This window comes from Clostridium sp. AF17-21AC (assembly GCF_003461365.1).
In the GTDB taxonomy this organism is placed as follows: Bacteria; Bacillota; Clostridia; order Lachnospirales; family Lachnospiraceae; genus Coprococcus; species Coprococcus ammoniilyticus.
This window is the reverse complement of record NZ_QTWY01000009.1, coordinates 1-19,670: the sequence shown is the minus strand read 5'-3', so window position 1 is coordinate 19,670 and position 19,670 is coordinate 1. Positions and strand designations below refer to the sequence as shown.

General features: G+C 42.2%; 13 protein-coding genes. 9 read left to right on the top strand and 4 right to left on the bottom strand.

The window, feature by feature from the left end; genetic code table 11:
* Complete coding sequence (locus tag DWW85_RS11815) at positions 1-1,569, top strand: glutamate synthase subunit beta (protein WP_021944726.1); 1,569 nt, start codon at positions 1-3, stop codon at positions 1,567-1,569.
* Between the two features lie 230 nt (positions 1,570-1,799).
* A complete protein-coding gene (locus tag DWW85_RS11810) occupies positions 1,800-6,002 on the top strand; it encodes an Ig-like domain-containing protein (protein ID WP_117808752.1) in 4,203 nt (1,400 codons plus the stop codon).
* Positions 6,003-6,488: 486 nt separating this feature from the next.
* On the opposite strand, the gene DWW85_RS11805 is transcribed toward DWW85_RS11810, so the two are convergent.
* The 3 genes from DWW85_RS11805 to DWW85_RS11795 are packed head-to-tail and all read right to left on the bottom strand — an operon-like array spanning position 6,489 to position 9,363.
* Positions 6,489-7,724: a 6-phosphofructokinase gene (locus DWW85_RS11805; protein ID WP_021944724.1), complete on the bottom strand. Its 1,236-nt coding sequence runs from the start codon at positions 7,722-7,724 to the stop codon at positions 6,489-6,491.
* 46 nt (positions 7,725-7,770) lie between these two features.
* A complete protein-coding gene (locus tag DWW85_RS11800; RefSeq protein ID WP_117808751.1) occupies positions 7,771-8,718 on the bottom strand; it encodes a phosphatidylglycerol lysyltransferase domain-containing protein in 948 nt (315 codons plus the stop codon).
* 39 nt (positions 8,719-8,757) lie between these two features.
* Entirely contained in the window at positions 8,758-9,363 is a 606-nt protein-coding gene (locus DWW85_RS11795; protein ID WP_021944722.1) for a hypothetical protein, read from the bottom strand.
* A gap of 460 nt (positions 9,364-9,823) precedes the next feature.
* Between DWW85_RS11795 and DWW85_RS11790 the strand changes: the two genes are divergently transcribed.
* The 6 genes from DWW85_RS11790 (at position 9,824) to DWW85_RS11765 (ending at position 17,291) form a co-directional block, all read left to right on the top strand.
* A complete protein-coding gene (locus DWW85_RS11790; protein ID WP_117808750.1) occupies positions 9,824-11,380 on the top strand; it encodes a SpoIID/LytB domain-containing protein in 1,557 nt (518 codons plus the stop codon).
* On the top strand, positions 11,370-12,287 hold the full coding sequence (locus DWW85_RS11785; RefSeq protein ID WP_117808749.1) for a YihY/virulence factor BrkB family protein: 918 nt from the start codon (positions 11,370-11,372) through the stop codon (positions 12,285-12,287). The genes DWW85_RS11790 and DWW85_RS11785 overlap by 11 nt, the downstream gene beginning before the upstream one ends.
* 98 nt (positions 12,288-12,385) lie before the next feature.
* Positions 12,386-12,937, top strand: a complete 552-nt coding sequence (locus tag DWW85_RS13015; protein WP_242996199.1) for a type II secretion system protein — start codon at positions 12,386-12,388, stop codon at positions 12,935-12,937.
* A gap of 430 nt (positions 12,938-13,367) precedes the next feature.
* Positions 13,368-14,387 (top strand): phenylalanine--tRNA ligase subunit alpha, encoded by a 1,020-nt coding sequence (pheS, locus tag DWW85_RS11775; protein ID WP_117808748.1) that lies wholly within the window; start codon positions 13,368-13,370, stop codon positions 14,385-14,387.
* A 24-nt stretch (positions 14,388-14,411) separates the two neighbouring features.
* Positions 14,412-16,841, top strand: a complete 2,430-nt coding sequence (pheT, locus tag DWW85_RS11770) for a phenylalanine--tRNA ligase subunit beta (RefSeq protein WP_117808747.1) — start codon at positions 14,412-14,414, stop codon at positions 16,839-16,841.
* A 120-nt stretch (positions 16,842-16,961) separates the two neighbouring features.
* The gene (locus DWW85_RS11765) at positions 16,962-17,291 is read left to right on the top strand and encodes a hypothetical protein (RefSeq protein ID WP_117808746.1); all 330 of its coding nucleotides are present in this window, start codon (positions 16,962-16,964) and stop codon (positions 17,289-17,291) included.
* A 12-nt stretch (positions 17,292-17,303) separates the two neighbouring features.
* Here the strand turns inward: DWW85_RS11765 and DWW85_RS11760 are convergent, their stop codons facing one another.
* Positions 17,304-18,356, bottom strand: a complete 1,053-nt coding sequence (locus DWW85_RS11760; protein ID WP_117808745.1) for a PD-(D/E)XK nuclease family transposase — start codon at positions 18,354-18,356, stop codon at positions 17,304-17,306.
* Positions 18,357-18,705: 349 nt separating this feature from the next.
* Between DWW85_RS11760 and DWW85_RS11755 the strand changes: the two genes are divergently transcribed.
* A partial coding sequence (locus DWW85_RS11755; protein ID WP_147340909.1) for a leucine-rich repeat domain-containing protein occupies positions 18,706-19,670 on the top strand: 965 nt, incomplete at its 3' end.

Sequence of the window (19,670 nt, the reverse complement as noted above, 5' to 3'; positions counted from 1 at the left end):
ATGGGAAAGCCAACGGGATTTTTAGAATATGAAAGAGAAACCAGTATAGAGATCGCTCCGGAAGAAAGAATTAAGAATTTCAATGAATTCCATATACCATTAAGTCTTGAAGAACAGAAGATCCAGGCTGCCAGATGTATGGACTGTGGTGTTCCATTCTGTCAGGCAGGTATGATGATCGGCGGTATGGCATCCGGTTGTCCGTTAAATAATCTGATCCCTGAATGGAACGATATGATCTATAATGACAACTGGGAACATGCTTATGCCAGACTGAGCAAGACCAATAATTTTCCTGAATTTACCAGCCGTGTATGTCCGGCTCTCTGTGAGAAGGCGTGTACCTGTAATATTAACGGTGATCCGGTATCCGTAAGAGAAAATGAACGTGCGATCATTGAATATGCCTATGCAAATGGTCTGGTAAATGATCAGCCTCCAAAAGGAAAAACTGACAAAAAAGTTGCCGTGATTGGTTCCGGTCCATCTGGACTTGCTGTAGCGGATATGTTAAACAGCCGTGGACATGACGTCACTGTATATGAGAGAAGTGACAGACCGGGCGGACTTCTGATGTATGGTATTCCAAATATGAAACTGGAAAAAGAAGTCATCGACCGTAAGATCGCATATATGGAAAAGCGAGGCATCCGTTTTATATTAAATACAGAAGTGGCAACCGGAAAGTCCACAGCAAAGTCACCGTATCCAAAGGATGACCAGATCACAGGATATCTGAAGAATCCAAATCAGAAGTATGTAAAGGCAGAAGATCTGTTAAAGGAATATGATGCAGTTGTACTTGCCTGCGGCGCATCCAATCCAAGAGATATCAAGGCAGCAGGCAGAGATGCGAAGGGAATCTATTTTGCGGTTGATTTCTTAAAGACAACGACAAAGAGTCTTGTAAATTCAAAGTTTGCAGATAAGCAGTTCGTGAACTGCAAGGGTAAAAATGTTCTGGTTATCGGCGGCGGTGATACCGGTAATGACTGTGTGGGAACTGCCGTCAGAGAAGGAGCAAAGAGTGTTACCCAGCTTGAGATGATGCCGAAGCTTCCGGATCAGAGAGCAGAGAATAACCCATGGCCGGAGTGGCCGAGAGTCTGCAAGACCGATTATGGTCAGCAGGAAGCAATTGCAGTATACGGACACGATCCTCGTATCTATGAGACGACCGTTAAGGAGTTCTTAAAGGATAAGGATGGTAATGTGAAGGGGGCCAAGTGCGTAAAACTTGACTGGCAGAAGGATCCAAAGACCGGCCGTATGAATATGACAGAGGTACCGGACAGTGAGTATGTGATCGACTGTGAAGTTGTTCTGATCGCAGCCGGATTTCTTGGCAGCCAGAAGTATGTAGCAGACAGCTTTGGCGTAGAATTAAATGAACGTACGAATGTGAAGACTGCATGTCCGAAGTCCTATGCAACAAATGTGCCAAAGGTATTTGTTGCAGGTGATATGCACAGAGGCCAGTCGCTGGTCGTATGGGCGATCCATGAAGGTAGAGAAGCTGCTGTTGCAGTAGATTCGATGTTGGTTGGATATACAAACCTGAACAGCTAAATATATTTATAGAAGAAACTGTTATGCAGATGTCCGGAGTAAGGATGTCTGCATGGCAGTTTTTTCTGTTAAATATGTGCAAATTTTCTAATTTTTTGGGTTTTCTTTTATACTTATTGACAGAAAAACCGGGGACGTTTAAAATAGATGTTATCTAGGTGAATTCTGCCCGGAACGATGTTTTAACAGAACAAAATCAGGCAGATGAGTAAAAAGAAGGAGAGTAAACTATGAGAAAAGGTAAGAAATTTATCTCAGCGGCACTAGGGTTTGCACTGGTATTCCAGTCGTTTGCCGGAATTGGTCCGGTAGCTGTCGCTGCAACGGGAGATGTAGATATCAATTCGACATTTACCGACGCGAACTTTCGGTCATATGTATCATCGAATTTTGATACAAATAAAGATGGCACGTTGTCAGAAAAAGAAATTGATGCGGTAACATCACTGAATGTAAGTATCAGTACATATTCAAAGAAGATATCAAGTCTTGCAGGCGTGGATGTATTTACGTCACTGGAATATCTGGACTGTTCCGGTCAGGCAATTGGAAGTCTGGATGTAGCGGATCTGGAGAATCTGAAATCTATTAATGCATCGAGCGACCAGTTGACGACATTTACATTACCAAAGAAAGCAGAACAGCTTGCTTCTGTTAATCTTTCCTATAATCAGATCACAGATATCACATTCCAGACGACTTATGCAGCTCTGAAAGAATTAAATGTATATGGAAACCAGTTGACTTCAATCGATCTGTCAAAGCTGCCGGCACTTGTGCGGTTGAATGTTGGTTACAACGCTTTGTCGGTACTGGATCTGAGCAAGAACACGAATCTGGAATTCCTGCACTGTCAGAGCATGACAAAGCTGCAGACGTTAGATATATCAAGCAACAGTGCGGATCATACAAAATTAGCCTATGTTGATTGTTCCCATATGTTGTCGGGTGGTCAGGGTGCGATCAAAGAACTGGATGTTACAGGTGATACCGGCCTTAAGACACTGATCGCAGATGATAACTCCATAGATGTATTAAATATGGATGGAGCAACGTCACTACTGACACTGAGTGTAGCAGGAAATAAGATCAAGTCGATCGATGTGTCCAAAGAATCCAGTCTGGAAACATTGAACCTGTCCAATAACAGTATCCAGTCAGTGGATGTCAGCAAGAATGCGGTCCTGAAATATCTGAATCTTGGAGCTATGCAGTTAAGCACGATCGATGTTACAAAGAATCCGTTACTGGAGAAGCTGGATCTGAATTCCAACCAGCTCATGGAGATCAATGTGAGCAAAAACACAGCACTGACAGAGCTGGATCTTTCGAATAACCGGTTACAGAGAATTGACGTTAAGAATAATACAGGTTTAACTACATTGAAGCTGGATAATAATGCTTTGGTTGCAATCGATGTATCTTCCTGTCCTGGACTGTTGGAGGGTGAGTTCTCCTGTACAAATAACAGCAGACATATTTCTCTTTCAGAGCCAAACTACATCTTTAATATGGCGGATTTGGTAGCCGATGGATATCAGTCAGAGTATTCCGGTGTAGACCGTAAGGATGATACGATCGGATATGCATGTATCCGTACGACGGATCAGAATGGTAATAATCTGATCAAGAATGCAACACTTCAGGGATACACCTTATATACAGACGTTACCAATGAAAAGACACAGAATGTTGAATACAGCTACTATATCGGACTTGGAAAACAGACAGCAAAGTTTAAATTAATTGTGGATAATCCATTATCCTTAATTGTATGGTATACCTCAAATGGCAGCATTGTGAATAGCGGAAATGCAGAGTTAAGCCTTCGTGTCGGTGATACCACAACATTAGTTGCAAAGGATAAGAAGGAGAACGAATATTCCAAGGATATCATTTCCTGGAGCTCCAGTGATCCAAAGGTATTCAAGGTAGATAATGATGGCACGCTTACCTGTGTTGGCGCAGGAACAGCAACCCTTTATGTAAATATCAATAACAAAGCAAGAGCTTATATGACGATCAGCTGTCATAAGCCGGTAACAAAGGTTGTATTAAAAGACAAACAGAATGTTGAATATAATGATGGTGATACGATCAACCTGGTAGCAGGAAGCTGGGTTGGCGATGACCTGAAAACAAAAACACTTACAGCAACCTGCTATACAGATGAAGGCGTAGCAGACAAAGAGTATTCAGGCGTTACTTATAAGGTTACAACAACAGCAGATAAAGACAGCGCATCAAATTATAAAGTTGCAACCTGTACCAATGCAGGCGTGTTGACAGCAAAGGGGGCAGGTACAGTATACTTACATTGTATTTCAAAGGATTCAGGTGTAGATACAGTGTTAAAGGTAAATGTTTCCCAGATGGGCGAAGGTGTAACACTGTCAGAACAGAAGACAACGATGTTCACAGGTGTATCTAAGACATTCACAGCAACAGTAACACCGGATGCCGCAACAAACAAAGAACTTGTATGGTCATCCAGTGATGAAACCGTAGCGCAGGTTGACCAGAATGGTAAGGTAACAGCAATTTCTGAAGGAACTGCTACTATATTCTGTAAGCTGAAGGCAAATCAGGGAATATATGCAAGAGCAGAGATCACAGTATATACAAGTGCAAATGGTGTAACCTTAAATCACACAGAATATACCCTGATCAAGGGAGCAACTGCAGAGGAAAGAAGAGTAACACTTGTTGCAAAGATCCAGGCAGAAGATACATCTTTATTTAAACCGAAATACAGCAGCAGTAATCCGGAGATAGCAACCGTAGGAACAACCACGGGTATTGTAAGTGCAGTAGCACCGGGAGAAGCCATTATTACCTGTACGATTGCAGATGGTATATCAACCGAGTGCAAGATCACAGTTATACAGAGAGTAACCGGAATCCAGATTGTAAGAGAAGGAACTGTTATGAATTCCGGAGAGAAGATGAAAGTAACAGCAAATGTTATGCCTGCAGATGCAAGTAATCCGGATGTAGAGTGGTCATCTTCGGATGAGAACATTGCAGCAATTGCTGCTGATGGAACGATCACCGCATTAAAGCAGGGTAAAGTAATCATTTACTGCAAGGCTCTTGATGGAAGCGGTAAACAGTCACAGTTTAATCTTACAATTAATGAACTTGCAAAAGATATTACCGTTGATCAGACAAATGTAGTCGCATATATTGATAAAGATACGGTTGTAAAAGCAAAGGTAACACCGGATACAGCAACCAAAAAGACACTGTCCTGGTCATCGGATGATACATCCATTGCAACCGTTTCGGGTGGAACAATGACAGTAGATGGAATCTCATATACGATCGGAAGAATCCGTGGTGTTGCACCGGGAACAACAACGATAAGATGTACAACACAGGATGGAAGTAATATTGAAAAAGAAATTAAAGTCACAGTTGTACAGCAGATCACAAATATCACACTGGATAAGACAGCAGTTGAGATCAATGCAGGCGAAAAAGCTTCGATCGCAGCATCTGTATTACCGGCAAATGCAGGTAATAAGAAGGTTGTATGGTCATCGTCCGATGAGAAGATCGCAAAAGTAGATCAGAAGGGTATGATCACAGCGGTTGGAAGAGGTACAGCCGTAATCACATGTAGTGCTGCAGACGGAATGGGTGCTAAGACAACCTGCCGTGTAACGGTTAAGCAGAGAGTTACATCAATCAAGTTAGATGCAACGACAATGAAATTATTTGTGGGCAATAAACAGTCCTTAACACAGACGGTATTACCGGAAAATGCGAATATGGCTACTGTAGAGTGGAGCTCCTCAAATGCAAAGGTTGCACAGGTAACATCTTATGGTCAGGTTACTGCAATGGCAGCAGGAAAGGCAGTTATTACATGTAAAGCAAAGGATGGAAGCGGCGTATTCGCAACCTGTAGTGTTACGGTTGTAAATCCGGTACAGACCATCAAACTGAATCAGACACAGAGAACAATCTTAAAGGGTAAGAAATATACCTTAAAAGCAAAGGTTGGACCAAAGAATGCAACCAGCAAGGCTGTAACCTGGAAGTCTTCAGACAAAAAGATTGCAACAGTAAGCTCAAAGGGTGTTGTAACTGCTAAGAAAGCAGGTCGTGTAACGATTACATGTACTGCGAAGGATGGAAGCAATGTTTACGCAACCTGTTCTGTAACCGTTGCAAATCCGGTTAAGACGATCAAACTGAATAAGAAAAAGGTTACGATCAAGAAGAAGGGAACATATTTGTTAAAAGCTACTGTAGGACCAAAGTCAGCAGGTAATAAGACAGTAAAGTGGACATCTTCAAATAAGAAGGTTGCAACTGTATCTGCATCCGGTCTTGTAACAGCTAAGAAGAAGGGCAAAGTAACAATTACTGTGAAGGCAAAGGATGGCAGCAAGAAAACTGCAAAATGTATTGTAACAGTAAAATAAATATAAGGATTTGGTGAACATGACCGGTATTTCCGGAGCATGGGAACAGTAAAAAGCAGGATATCCAATACCTCCGATAAGGAGTGAGGATATCCTGCTTTTGTTATCTTAGGCTTTTGAATCTATTGGGCATATTGTGCATGAGATCCTTGAGGCGAAATAAATATTCGTGAAAGAAAGGACAGAGCTATAGAAAATATGCGCAGTCCGTATAAATTAAATAAGCCCTTCTCAAAAGAAAAGGGCTTATCTAATATCTTCAACAACAAAGAAAAAAATTATGAATTAAGAACTGTCTATATAATAACGATAAATTATGAACAAATTATGACCATAAAAACAACGATTTGCAAATTAAAAGTAAGTTTTTTTTGACATATTTTCATACGTTGTGCGTTTTATACAAAAAAATCCATGCGCATTGTTTATCTTGATGAATTCACCGGACGCATGGATTTTTGATTGTATTTTTTGATGTACAGGCAATTAATGTAATAAGTGATCGACCGGAAGATATACAGGAAGTCCATCTTTATACTGTAATGAAACCTCACCGATGATCAGAGGACGAAGATAGTCGATCATTTCGTCTGTGACATCATTTCCTGCTTCATTGATCCATTCAACCGGAACGGATTTTGCTTCGTTTGCAATATCAGCAACATCGGCGGATTTGATCACCCACTGATACGGATCGTTTGAGATTCGTTCGATCGCAGCCATGATACCGGTCTTGCCTTCAGCAGCATATTTGACTGCTGCCTGGCCAAGAGAAAAAGATTCTGTAATATCGGTTCTGGATGCAATATGACCGGCACAACGCTGTAATACATTCAGCTCGATGGAACGTACTTTAACACCGATTTCATCACGAACCAGATATTCCAGAGCCTTGCCGGCACCGCTTAACTGTGCATGACCGAATTTGTCTGCAACAGCAGAATCTGAGCTGATGTAGTTGCCGTCAGCATCGTGAATACCCTCCGAAACAGCAACAATAACCGTTTTCTGTTTTGTAAGTTTATCTTTAACATCGGCTAAGAACTGTTCTTTTGAAAATGCAACCTCCGGAAGATAGATCAGATCCGGAGCCTGACTGTAGGTTGTTCTGGCCAGAGCGGAAGATGCAGTCAGCCAGCCGGCATCCCGACCCATAATTTCGATGATGATAACTGCCGGAATCTTATAGATATAAGCATCATGTGCAATCTCTAATACGGTGGAAGCCACATATTTGGCAGCAGAGCCAAAGCCCGGTGTATGGTCGGTTGCAAACAGATCGTTGTCGATCGTCTTTGGTACTCCGATGATCTTAACATCTGACTGGATGGATTTGGCATAGTTGCTGAGCTTTAAAACTGTATCCATGGAGTCATTTCCACCGATATAGAAGAATGCACTGATTCCATATTCTTCAAAACGTTCAAATATCTGCTTATATGGAGCGGGATCCTCGGTATAATCCGGGAGCTTGTAACGACAGGAGCCAAGATACATGGCTGGTGTAAGCTCCAGTGTATTCAACATAGGAAAATGGGAGAGTGCCATCAGTGACATATCCATCATATTATTTTCCAGAACACCGGTAATACCATGCAAAGAACCATAGATTCTTGTAAAACTACCGGATTTTCGAACTCCATCGATCACACCGGCTAAAGAAGCGTTGATTGCAGCGGTAGGACCGCCGGATTGAGCTACGATACAATTTTCTTTTTTCATTTTTGTCTCTCCATTCTTTTGTTCTATCAATTACTCAGTAGTGCTGTCAGATTTCAGCTAACTGAATGATTCCTTTTTTATAGAGGATATCCGGAACGTAGGACATCTTAGACTTACGAAGTCCGGGAAGTCCGAGATCCTCTTCGCGGTTTACATAGGTATAAGCCTGAAGCTCATGCGTGACAAATGACTGATTGATCATAGGATAGATGCCGTCAATACTGTCATCTGCTTTCTCAAAATGTACGTCAAAGGTATCTGCGGTCAGCGGTTCCCCTAAGGTAAATGCAGACGGGATGTGATTGACGTAGATGATTCCTCCGGTCATCTGAAGTTTTTTCCTGTTTGCAAGAGCTTTCCGGATGATATTATATTCATAAGCATGTTCTTCTGCAAGATCCGGCTGCAGGACATCGTGTTTTTCCACCCAGTATCTGGCGACTGCAAGACAGGCATCGATGTGCTCATCTGTGATTGTATAGTATTCATAATCCGGGTAATTACGCAGAAAGCTGTTGATATGATTCCGTTTGCCATGCAGCTTCTTTCCATGCAGACCGGTCAGCTTTTCTACTGTGTAGATATAGTCAAAATCACCTGGATCCAGAGTATAAGAGAAGTTTTTGCCGTACCAGCCGGAGATGATTTCATACATTTCCAGTGTCGCACAGTGGACACTGGGGGTTACACCCTTTGACTGAAACCAGGCACAGATTTCTTCAAATACGGCTTTTGCATTCTGAAGATAGACAGGATCCTGAAGATCTTTCACAAAATCTTTGCCTTTGCCGAGCGGAAACGTAAAAGAAGAAGGTTTTCCGCCTTCTTCTGATATAAATACAAGCATACCAGAGAGGATTGTATAGGATACATGGTATTCCTCTGCCCATAAGATGGCATTTCCAGGACAGAAACCACAGTCTCTGATACTGGTACCTCTCAGATACGGAGTTAAAATGTCAAGTTGCGATAAAGTTGGTTTTATAAGTTCCATGTATATGTCTTTCTAATTCTTAATTCTTCTACTATATTTTTATTCAGGACTATAGAGCAGGGTTAACAGATTCTTACGACCGTAGGTCATAAGGCCGTCAATGATCGCTTTTTTATTGTCCTCTGAAGTCCTGATCTCAACAAGCTGCAGCAATGCATTTACATAGCTGGTCCAGCGTTCATAGATCTTGCGCTGTGCATCTGTCGATACCGGAGGAAGCGAGGTGACTGGAGCATCGTCATCATCCGAGGATACGCCTGTTATATGGAATACAGGAGAGTCCGGTGTCAGGGCTTCAATTCCGTATGCGATCATATAGAGCTCTTCGGTTCGCACCAGACCGCAGTCATACATTTCCACAACCAGATCATTGATACATTCTTCCAGTTTGTTGAAATGATGTTCGCAGCGGAGACGGGTGATCGCATCGCCATCTTCCATATCCTCTTTGTTATACCAGTAACCCATATCGGCCTCTGTGTCACCTTCCAGTGCCTCTTCATATTTCTTTTTCACAGCAGTTGTCCGGCGGCTTCGTTTGTTTGCCATTTTTTCCTTTGATACCTGGACAGACCAGACGATCAGAGCGATAAATGCAAGAAGAAGTAATATGCCAAAAACAACTGTCAGAATCGATTTGATCATAGTTCATTACCTGCCATATTATTGATTGGATCTGCATAAAATGCAATAAAAAAAATCATACCTACAACATATTATACTACAGAGTGCCATTCCTTTTCAATTCTTCTATTTGAAAAAATGAAGGCAATAACCAAATTTTAGGGCTTGCATGAGTAGTATGCCTATAGTATAATTACGTTAAAGCTGAGATGTACTAAGCTTCTTGCGATTTTGAACCTACATTTGAATAAAAGGGATTCCTATATTGCTGTTTGCGATGTCAGGCCTCTTCAAACGTGGAAGGCAGAGATTCAGTTGCGGTTGCCCACCTAGCATTGGCTAGGACTCAAAATGCAGGAACGCATTTCAGTTTTCAACAAATGATAAAGAGAGCAGCATCTATGATGCTGCTTTTTCTTTCGATATATATGTGCAGCAGAGCACATGTATAAATAAATTATGTCACAGGAACTGGAATTTTATGAAAAATTTTTTAAAATTTTTAACCTTTTGTGTGATGATCCTGTTGGTCGTTTTGATCATTTATGCAGGAAAATATGCTATAAAAGAAAAAGAAGAAATACCGGATGAATATAAGCAGACCGATATTTCCATATTATCAAATCTTCGGGATTCAGCAGGTGCCGGTGTTGTAAAAGAGTCGGACAGTCAGGCAGATAAACAGGCACGGGAAGCCATGCAGACCGATCATACAGCGGAGCTTCCTGTTTTGTCGGAGCAGAACATGCCAGATACGATTCGCGTTCTGTTGTCCGATGACGGAAGCTACTGGCAGTCAGAAGTCCGGGTGAGCAGTGATTCGGACCTTCGTGTTATCTGCGGGCAAACAGAAACAAGCTATAAGAAAGGAACGGAGATTGATCTGGCAGAGCTTACCGGGGACGCAGATCCGGTTTCCTTAACGATCATTCCGGAAAAACAGGGAAAACTGACAGTAGAGAGTCTTCATAAATCAGAAGGAGCACCGTCCTATCGGGGAAAGCTGCAGATAAAAAAACAGGAAAATAAATACTGTATTGTAAACGAACTGGCGTTTGAGGAATACCTGTATGCGGTTGTTTCCAGTGAGATGCCTTCCTCATATGAGAAAGAGGCGCTGAAGGCACAGGCGGTATGTGCAAGAAGCTATGCAGTTAGAAGGATCCAGGATGGTGCATTTGAAGAATATGGGGCGGATCTGGATGACACAACTGCCAGTCAGGTATATAACAATGTATTTGAAACAGAGGAAACGATTCATGCAGTACAGGAAACCGAGGGACAGATCCTGACCAATGACGGGGATGTGGTAAATGCATATTTCTTTTCAACCTCCTGTGGAACGACATGCCGGAATGATGACGTCTGGGGTGGAGAGAAGTTAGATTATCTGAATGATCAGTTGGAGATTTATACAGAGGCGGATCGGAAACGGTTAGGAGATGCAACTGTTATGCTCGATCATGGATATTTTCAGATAGGGGATGGCAGATTGTCAACGGAAGAGGTATTCCGTGCATTTATCGATCAGACGGTCTATGTGAACAGTATTGAGAAAGAAGAACCATTTTACCGCTGGCAGGTTACGCTGACGGCAGATCAGATACAGACACTTGCGGGTGCAGATATCACAGATCAGACCGGAGAGATTGAGAAAGTCCGGGTCACGAAAAGAGGAAATAGCGGAATTGCCCGGAATATGGTATTATACGGGAAACAGAGTTCTGTTACGATTGAAGGACAGATGGAGATACGTGAACTTCTCTGTTCGCCGGATGTTGTGATCCGGAAACAGGATGGAAGTGAAACATCAGGTTTTGATCTGCTGCCAAGCGCGTATTTTTATATTACGCAGGATAAAGAGGGAAATTATCAATTGCATGGTGGCGGCTTTGGTCACGGAGTCGGCATGAGCCAGAATGGGGCAAATGATCTGGCAGAAGCAGGATATGGATATGAGGAGATCCTGTCTCATTATTATAATGGAACAGAACTTGAGAAATTGAGAGAAACGGGAAATAAAACAAATGAAGAATAAAGTAAACCGGGTGAAAGAGAAAATCGAATGGATCCAGAATCTTACAGTTGTACGGATGGTTCAGGGAGCAATGAGGATCAACAAGGATAATCAGTTGTCTGCGTTTGCGGCACAGGCGGCTTTCTTTCTGCTGCTTTCTTTTTTTCCATTTGCAATGATGCTCCTGATCGGTATTCGTTTTCTTCCGGTAACACAGGCGGAGTTTATAGAGCTGGTAGCGGAGATGATACCGGGAAAGATGGCAGAGACACTCAGCTTTATGGTCGATGAAATCTACAGTACGCAGGTTGGAACGACGATGATCGTGTCAGCAGTCGTAGCAGTCTGGTCGGCGGCAAAAGGAACGATGGCGATCGAACGAGGACTCAATTTTATGGATCGGACGAAGGATACCAAGAATTATATATTACGAAGACTGACAAATGCATTATATACGCTGATATTCTGCGTGATGCTGATCGCACTGGTCGGTGTATACGTTCTTGGCAATACAATCATGGAAGATATTCTTGCAAAGACAAACTGGGTGGATTATTCCGAGAAGATTTTCTTTTATTCCAGACTGTTAACTGCGCCGGTACTGGTATTTGCAGTTATTTTACTAATCTATTGTCGTCTGCCGGATAATCATCTGCGTTTGAAGACAGCAATACCGGGGGCGGTATTCACAACTGTCTGCTGGGTATTGTTATCAGCGGCATTTTCATCCTATCTTACTTATTTTGGAATCAATACTTATATGTACGGCAATCTTGGAGGCATGGTCATCGCAATGCTTTGGCTGTATATCTGTATGTATATCCTGCTTTTGGGAGCAGAGCTGAATCTGTTCTTCCGTGATGAGATCCGGTCTGTATTCCGGAAAATCCACACAGACCTTCATAAAAAAAGAACTAAAAAAGATTAAAGTTTTATAAAAAATAGTTGAAAAAACGACAGGAGAGAAATATACTAAGCGTATATGAGACGAGGGGAAATCGTTCAATAAATGGAGGAAAGTTTAATATGAAAAGAAGAACATGGAAGAATTCAGGTTTTTCACTTGTAGAGCTGATCATTGTGATCGCGATCATGGCAATTCTTGCAGGTGCACTCGCACCGGCACTTATCAAATATGTAAAAAAATCCAGACTGCAGGTATATCTTGATACGGCATCAGAGATTGAGAAATCCGTTGTAAATATGGTTGTGGATGCGGAAGAAGATGGCTATGCGATCCGTGCAGTGACTTATAAAGGTTCAACGGATGGTGGTTCAGGATCAGGAAAGTTGATTTGTGCAACTGCTTCCGGTTACGCAGACATGGCGAATTCTTCAGATAAATCAAAGTATTTTTCTGAAATGTTTCAAGCAATGGGAATGGGCAGTATTACCCTGTATATGAATGGTGGAATTCCGCTTCAGATTGCATTGTCAGAAAATGGAAAAGTCGTTGCCTCAGATCCGGCAACAGGTGTGAGTTCTGAGATCCTGTTATCTGACCGGCATGGGAATCTGAAGGCAAAACTTGTCTATTCAACAGAAAAATCTGAATGGGTGATCGCAGAAAGTTATTGACACATATTAAAAATGTGCTATATTTAAATATAGTTTTAACCATCCTGCCTATGATGTGGATGGAAGAGAAGACGTTGAAGATGCAAAAGATGGGATATGTCTGACAGAGAGATCGGGTCATCGGCTGGAAGCCTGATTGAGCACCATATTTCATTTAATTTCACATCCGAGTTTTATCTCTGAGAATTCTTTAAACGGAAGAGTAGGAGATAACGGGTTATGACCGTTATAACATAGAATGAGTGCTGACAGCGCCGGGAAGACCGGATGTCAGAATCAGGGTGGTATCGCGGTTGCTCCGTCCCTTTGTGGACTGGGGCTTTTTTTGTGTACATCATCGAGCCGGGAGGCAGGAGGGTGTATCCCAAGTAGGAGTATTCCGCATGTTTATTCACAAATATTGAGAAAATATAAATAAGGAGAATGAAAGATGAAAGACAGATTAGAGGCAATCAAAGCAGCAGCACTTGCCAAGATCAATGAAGCAGATGTGCTGACATCCTTAAATGATGTAAAGGTATCTGTACTCGGAAAAAAAGGTGAACTGACCCAGGTATTAAAGGGTATGAAAGATGTAGCACCTGAAGACCGACCAAAGGTTGGACAGATGGTAAATGAGGCACGACAGGCAATTGAGACAGCCTTAGAGGAAAAGTCAAAGAAGATCAATCAGTCACTTCGTGCAGAGAAGATGAAGCGCGAAACGATCGACGTTACCCTTCCGGGAATCAAGAAAATCGATGGACACAGACATCCGAATCAGATCGCTCTTGAAGATCTGGAACGTGTCTTCATCGGTATGGGCTACGAGATCGTAGAAGGCCCTGAAGTTGAATATGATAAATATAATTTCGAATTATTAAATATCCCTGCAAATCATCCTGCAAAGGATGAACAGGATACCTTCTATATTACAAAGGATATCCTGCTCCGTACACAGACATCTCCGGTACAGGCAAGAATCATGGAGAAGGGCAACCTTCCGATCCGTATTCTTTCACCGGGACGAGTATTTAGAGCTGATGAAGTAGATGCAACACATTCACCATCCTTCCATCAGGTAGAAGGTCTGGTTATTGATAAGAACATTACGATGGCTGACTTAAAGGGAACTTTACAGCAGTGGGCAAAGGAATTCTTTGGTGAGAACACAAAGGTTAAGTTCCGTCCACATCATTTTCCATTCACAGAGCCATCAGCAGAGATGGATGTAACCTGTTTCAAATGTGGCGGCAAGGGCTGTCGTGTATGTAAGGGCAGTGGCTGGATCGAGATTCTTGGCTGTGGTATGGTTCATCCGAAGGTACTTCATGACTGTGGCATTGATCCGGAGGAATATTCAGGATTTGCATTTGGTATCGGTCTGGAGCGTGTAGCACTGTTAAAATACGAAATCGACGATATGCGTCTTCTTTACGAAAACGATGTACGTTTCTTACAGCAGTTCTAAAAAACAGGAAAAGGAGATAGAAAAATGAATACACCACTTTCATGGATAAAAGTATATGTGCCTGATCTTGACGTAGAGGCACAGGAATTTGTCGATGCAATGACACTTTCCGGTTCACATGTAGAAGGTTTTGAGAAGAAAGACAAGAATCTTGAAAAGATCGTAGTTGGTAAGATCGTTAAGATAGAAAAGCACCCGGATGCTGACAAACTGGTTGTATGTCAGGTCGATATCGGAGCAGATGAGCTGCTTCAGATCGTAACCGGAGCACCAAATGTAAAAGAAGGAGATCTGGTTCCTACCGTACTTGACGGCGGTAAAGTAGCAGGCGGACACGATGGCGGAGAGCTTCCTGCTGATGGAATCAAGATCAAGAAGGGAAAACTTCGTGGCGTGCCATCTTATGGTATGATGTGTGCGATTGAGGAGCTTGGATCATCCAGAGAACTGTATCCGGAAGCACCGGAAAACGGTGTCTATGTATTCCCTGCGGAAGCAGATGTAAAGCCGGGTGATGATGCGGTAAAGGCACTGGGACTGGATGATGTTGTTGTAGAATATGAGATTACATCAAACCGTGTAGACTGCTTTTCCATGATCGGTATGGCAAGAGAGGCTGCTGTTACATTTGACAAGCCATTCTACCCACCGGTGATCAAGAAAACAGGAAATGATGAAGATGTAAATAACTATGTATCTGTAGAAGTTCAGGACACAGATCTGTGTAAGCGTTACTGCGCAAGAGTTGTAAAGAACTTAAAGATCGGCCCATCACCAAAATGGATGAGAGAGAGACTTGCTTCACAGGGAATCCGTTCGATCAACAATCTGGTTGATATCACAAACTATGTAATGGAAGAATATGGACAACCAATGCATGCGTATGATCTGTCCACAATTGCAGGAAATAAGATCGTTGTCAGACGCGCAAAGGATGGCGATACATTTGTGACGCTTGATGGTCAGGAAAGAAAGCTGGATAAGGATGTTCTGATGATCTGTGACGGAGAAAAAGAAGTTGGTGTCGCAGGTATCATGGGTGGTGAGAACTCCATGGTAACGGATGATATCCGGACCTTATTATTTGAAGCAGCCTGTTTCGATGGAACCAATATCCGTCTGTCATCCAGAAGACTCGGGCTTGCAACAGATGCTGCATTCAAGTTTACAAAGGGACTTGATCCAAATCTTGCAGAAGAAGCAATCAACCGTGCATGCCAGCTGATCGAAGAAATGGGTGCAGGTGAAGTTGTTGGCGGTATGGTTGATGTATATCCGGATCCTGTACAGCCTAAGGTGCTTCCGTTTGAGCCTGAAAAGATCAACAAGCTTCTTGGTACCGATATTGATGAAAAGATCATGCTTGATATATTCGGTAAGCTGGAATTAACATATGATGAAGCAGCAAAGACACTTACTGTTCCAACCTTCCGTCAGGATTTAAACTGCATGGCAGATCTGGCAGAAGAAGTTGCCCGTTTCTATGGATATGATAAGATTCCGATGTCACTTCCAAAGGGTGAAGCTACCGTAGGTAAGAAGCCATACAGCCATAGAATCTATGACATTGCAAGAAACATTTTGGAAGGAAACGGATTCTCCGGTGGTATGTGCTATTCATTTGAAAGCCCGAAGGTATTTGACAAATTACTGCTTCCTGCTGATTCTGTCTATAGAAAGGCGATCATGATCGCAAATCCGCTGGGTGAGGATTTCAGTATCATGAGAACGGTATCCTTAAATGGTATGCTGACTTCTCTTGCAACGAACTTCAATCGTAAGAATAAGGTTGCACGTCTGTACGAGTTCGGAAATGTATATCTTCCAAAGCAGCTTCCACTGACAGAGCTTCCGGAAGAACGTATGAAGCTCACGATCGGTATGTACGGCGAGGGTGATTTCTTCAACTTAAAGGGTGTGATCGAGGAGTTATTCGATAACCTTGGTATGAAGAATATCTGTACCTATGTTCCTACAACAGAGCATCCGTTCTTGCATCCGGGTCGTCAGGCAAATATCGTAAAGGACGATACCGTTGTTGGTTATCTCGGTCAGCTTCATCCGGAGACCTGTGACAATTATAACCTGAAGGGTGAGGTATATGTAGCAGTTCTCGATATGCCAAATGTCGTAGCACTGTCATCCTTCGATATCAAGTATGAAGGTATCGCAAAGTTCCCTGGAAGTACCAGAGACTTAAGTATGGTTATGGACAAGGGAATCTTTGTTGGACAGGTAGAAGAACTGATAAAGAAATGCGGCGGCAAGCTGCTTGAAAGCTATAAGCTCTTTGATGTATATGAAGGCGAGCAGATCGCAGCCGGTAAGAAGTCTGTTGCTTACACGATGACATTCCGTGCAAAAGACAGAACCTTAGAGGCTGGTGAAGTCGATAAGATCATTGAGAAGCTTGTAAAAGAATTAGGAAAGCTGGGCATCGAACTCAGAGCCTAATTTACAGGTTGGAATAATTCTGGTATTATGAATCGGAGAATATTTGTTATACAAGTATTCTCCGGTTTGTTATATCAGACAGTTAGATGTTTTTTGTTACAGGGAGAAGAAGGAGAGAAGATGGGAAAAAGAAGGTTACGAATGATGGCGGTAGCTATGGCTTTGGTCGTGGCAGCAGGGCAGTTCGGAGCAGGCTTTGTCAGTGGTATGGGATCTGTGACGAAGGTCTGTGCAGAGACGGAAGATACAACGGAGCAGGAATATATAACAGCAGATGGCTGTTATACATTATGGATGGTGGTAAAGCAGACGGAGCGTTCAGACAAGCTGGTAATCGTGAATCATGTATTACTGGATGGAAGAGCATGCAAAGGGAAAACCCCTGTCCATTTCCAAATCTATTCCATCATAGATTCGGAAATGGACAGGGGTTTTTGTTATATTCTATGAGAGTAAGAGCTGCTATTTATTTAACGATGCCAGCTGAGTCTTTAACGCCGCAATCTCTGCATCCTTTTCAGACAGAGCTGCATCTTTCTCAGATAAAGCAGTAATCGCTTCATCCCGTTCTTTTTTCAATTCATCGATCATGTAATTGACGGTATTCTCATCCAATTTTCGTAATGCTTCAGAAAACATGGTAACAACCTCCTCCGGGTGATACAGATATTCTGACATATCCATGCAGATGGCTTCCATCCACGGATAGTCGGATATCAGTGTTGCAAGGTCATCCAGAGTAGTTGCCGTTAACAGGGATAACCATGCGTTAAGTTCGTTGATATCTTTAGAATACTTACTTTTTTGGAAGACGTCAAGGGCAACGATATAGTATTCCTGCAGAAGATGGAAGTTGATCCCGGTATCAAATGCAGCCTTTCCATGATGCAGATAGATATCGGATAATTCGGGATCTTTACATTCTTTTGGACTGTTTTCAAACATCACGATCGTATAAACGGTTTTCAGATCCTGATAGGTGAATATACTTCCTCTTTCCCCTTTTACTCTGGTGTACTGGCGAAGTAGAAGATCAGCAGAGTAGCAGGACATCCGCTCACCCGGAAAGGTGTATGGGATCTTCTGGATCTCCACATTTGCGATCGAACCATCTTCTAACTGAACAATGATATCCAGAAGCAGGAGAGAGGTTGATGGCAGCATGCTGTCCTCATTTGACAGGATACATTTTACGGTTACTTTTGTGCCGATGATACTGCTGATCAGTTGTGATAACCGTTCCGGGTATACATCCGGGTTGAACAGTTTCTTGAAAAATGGATCATAGGTCAATGGCAGACTTTTCTTGCCTTCCATGAATTCCAGAAAACGGTTTTTCCATTTGTCAGGCCAGTTCAGATATGTCCGGTAAACGGATGGATTCTTCTTTAATTCTAATAGACATTCATCTTTGGTCCGGGATGGGAAAAGCTGATGGATGTTTAATGCGGCAGACTGTATAGCGTTACCTTTCTGTGAGACAGTAACGTTTCTTTTTTCATTTTCATTGTACATAAATTTAATTCCTCGTAATATCCGGCGCCTGTTTTGTCGACAACATAACCATACCAGAAAAAGGAATGAAAAAACGGTTGATGTAACAAACAGCATGTCTGGATGTAATAACTTGCATATTTGCAGAATATTTTTATTAATTTCCCCTGGCATATTGACGACTCTTTTTTTTTTTTATAATATTTATGCCGTTTTTTCAGCCTGTACCGGTTAGAAAAAATAGAGCAGGGATATTGATGAATAAATATGAAGCGCAATGAGAGGTGAGAGGTAAAAGGACGGGTCGACCGATAATAAGTAAAGATACTGTAGAAATTTGCAAGGAATGAGCAAGGAGGATGAAAGAAAAATGATACAAAAGAAGATAAAAAGCCTGATCTATGCAGGCTTGGGACTGGTTCTGTGTGTATTGCTGTGTGGAGGAATCGGTATGACATCGCAAGCAGAATCATATGGCAATCTAACATATGAAGAAAATGAAAGTGGAATTACTATTACCAGGTATACAGGGAATAAGACAAAGCTTGTGATTCCGGGAAAGATTGGAGGCAAGAAGGTAACAAGTATAGGATGGAATGCATTTTCAGGTTGTAGAGGCTTAAAAAGTATAACGCTACCGGAAGGTGTGACCAGTATAGAGGCGTATGCATTTATGGGTTGTAGTGGTTTAACAAGTATAACAATCCCAGACAGTGTGACCAGTATAGGATTGGGTGCATTTGGGGACTGTAGCGGTTTAAAGAGTATAACGATTCCAAAAAGTGTAACAAGCATAGACTATGATGTGTTTCGTGGCTGCGATAGTCTTGCGATCTCCTGTTATAAGAATTCCGCAGTGCATAAATATGCCATAGAGAATAATATACCAGTCAAATTAATTGGAAAAAACGCAACACCCGCGTCTGGAACTCCGGCGAAGAAAGGCACAACTCTTACCATTTCATCTAAGAAGCTCCAGGTAAAGGTAACTTCATCTTCGAAGAAGAATCCGACTGTTACAATTACGAAGTTTACTGATAAGAAAGCCAAGAAGCTGACCATTCCTGCAACGGTAAAAGTGAAAGGTGTTACTTATAAAGTAACTGCGGTTTCCGATAAAGCATTCAAGGGTAACAAGAAGCTGACAACGGTCACGATCGGAAGTAATGTAACGAAGATCGGTAAAGAAGCATTCTCCGGTTGTAAGAATCTGAAGAAGATCACAGTTACAGCAGGAAAGCTTAAGACCATCAGTAAGAATGCGTTCAAGGGCATTAATAAGAAAGCAACCATTACTGTGAAAGGCACAAAGAAAGCAAAGACAGCTTTAAAGAA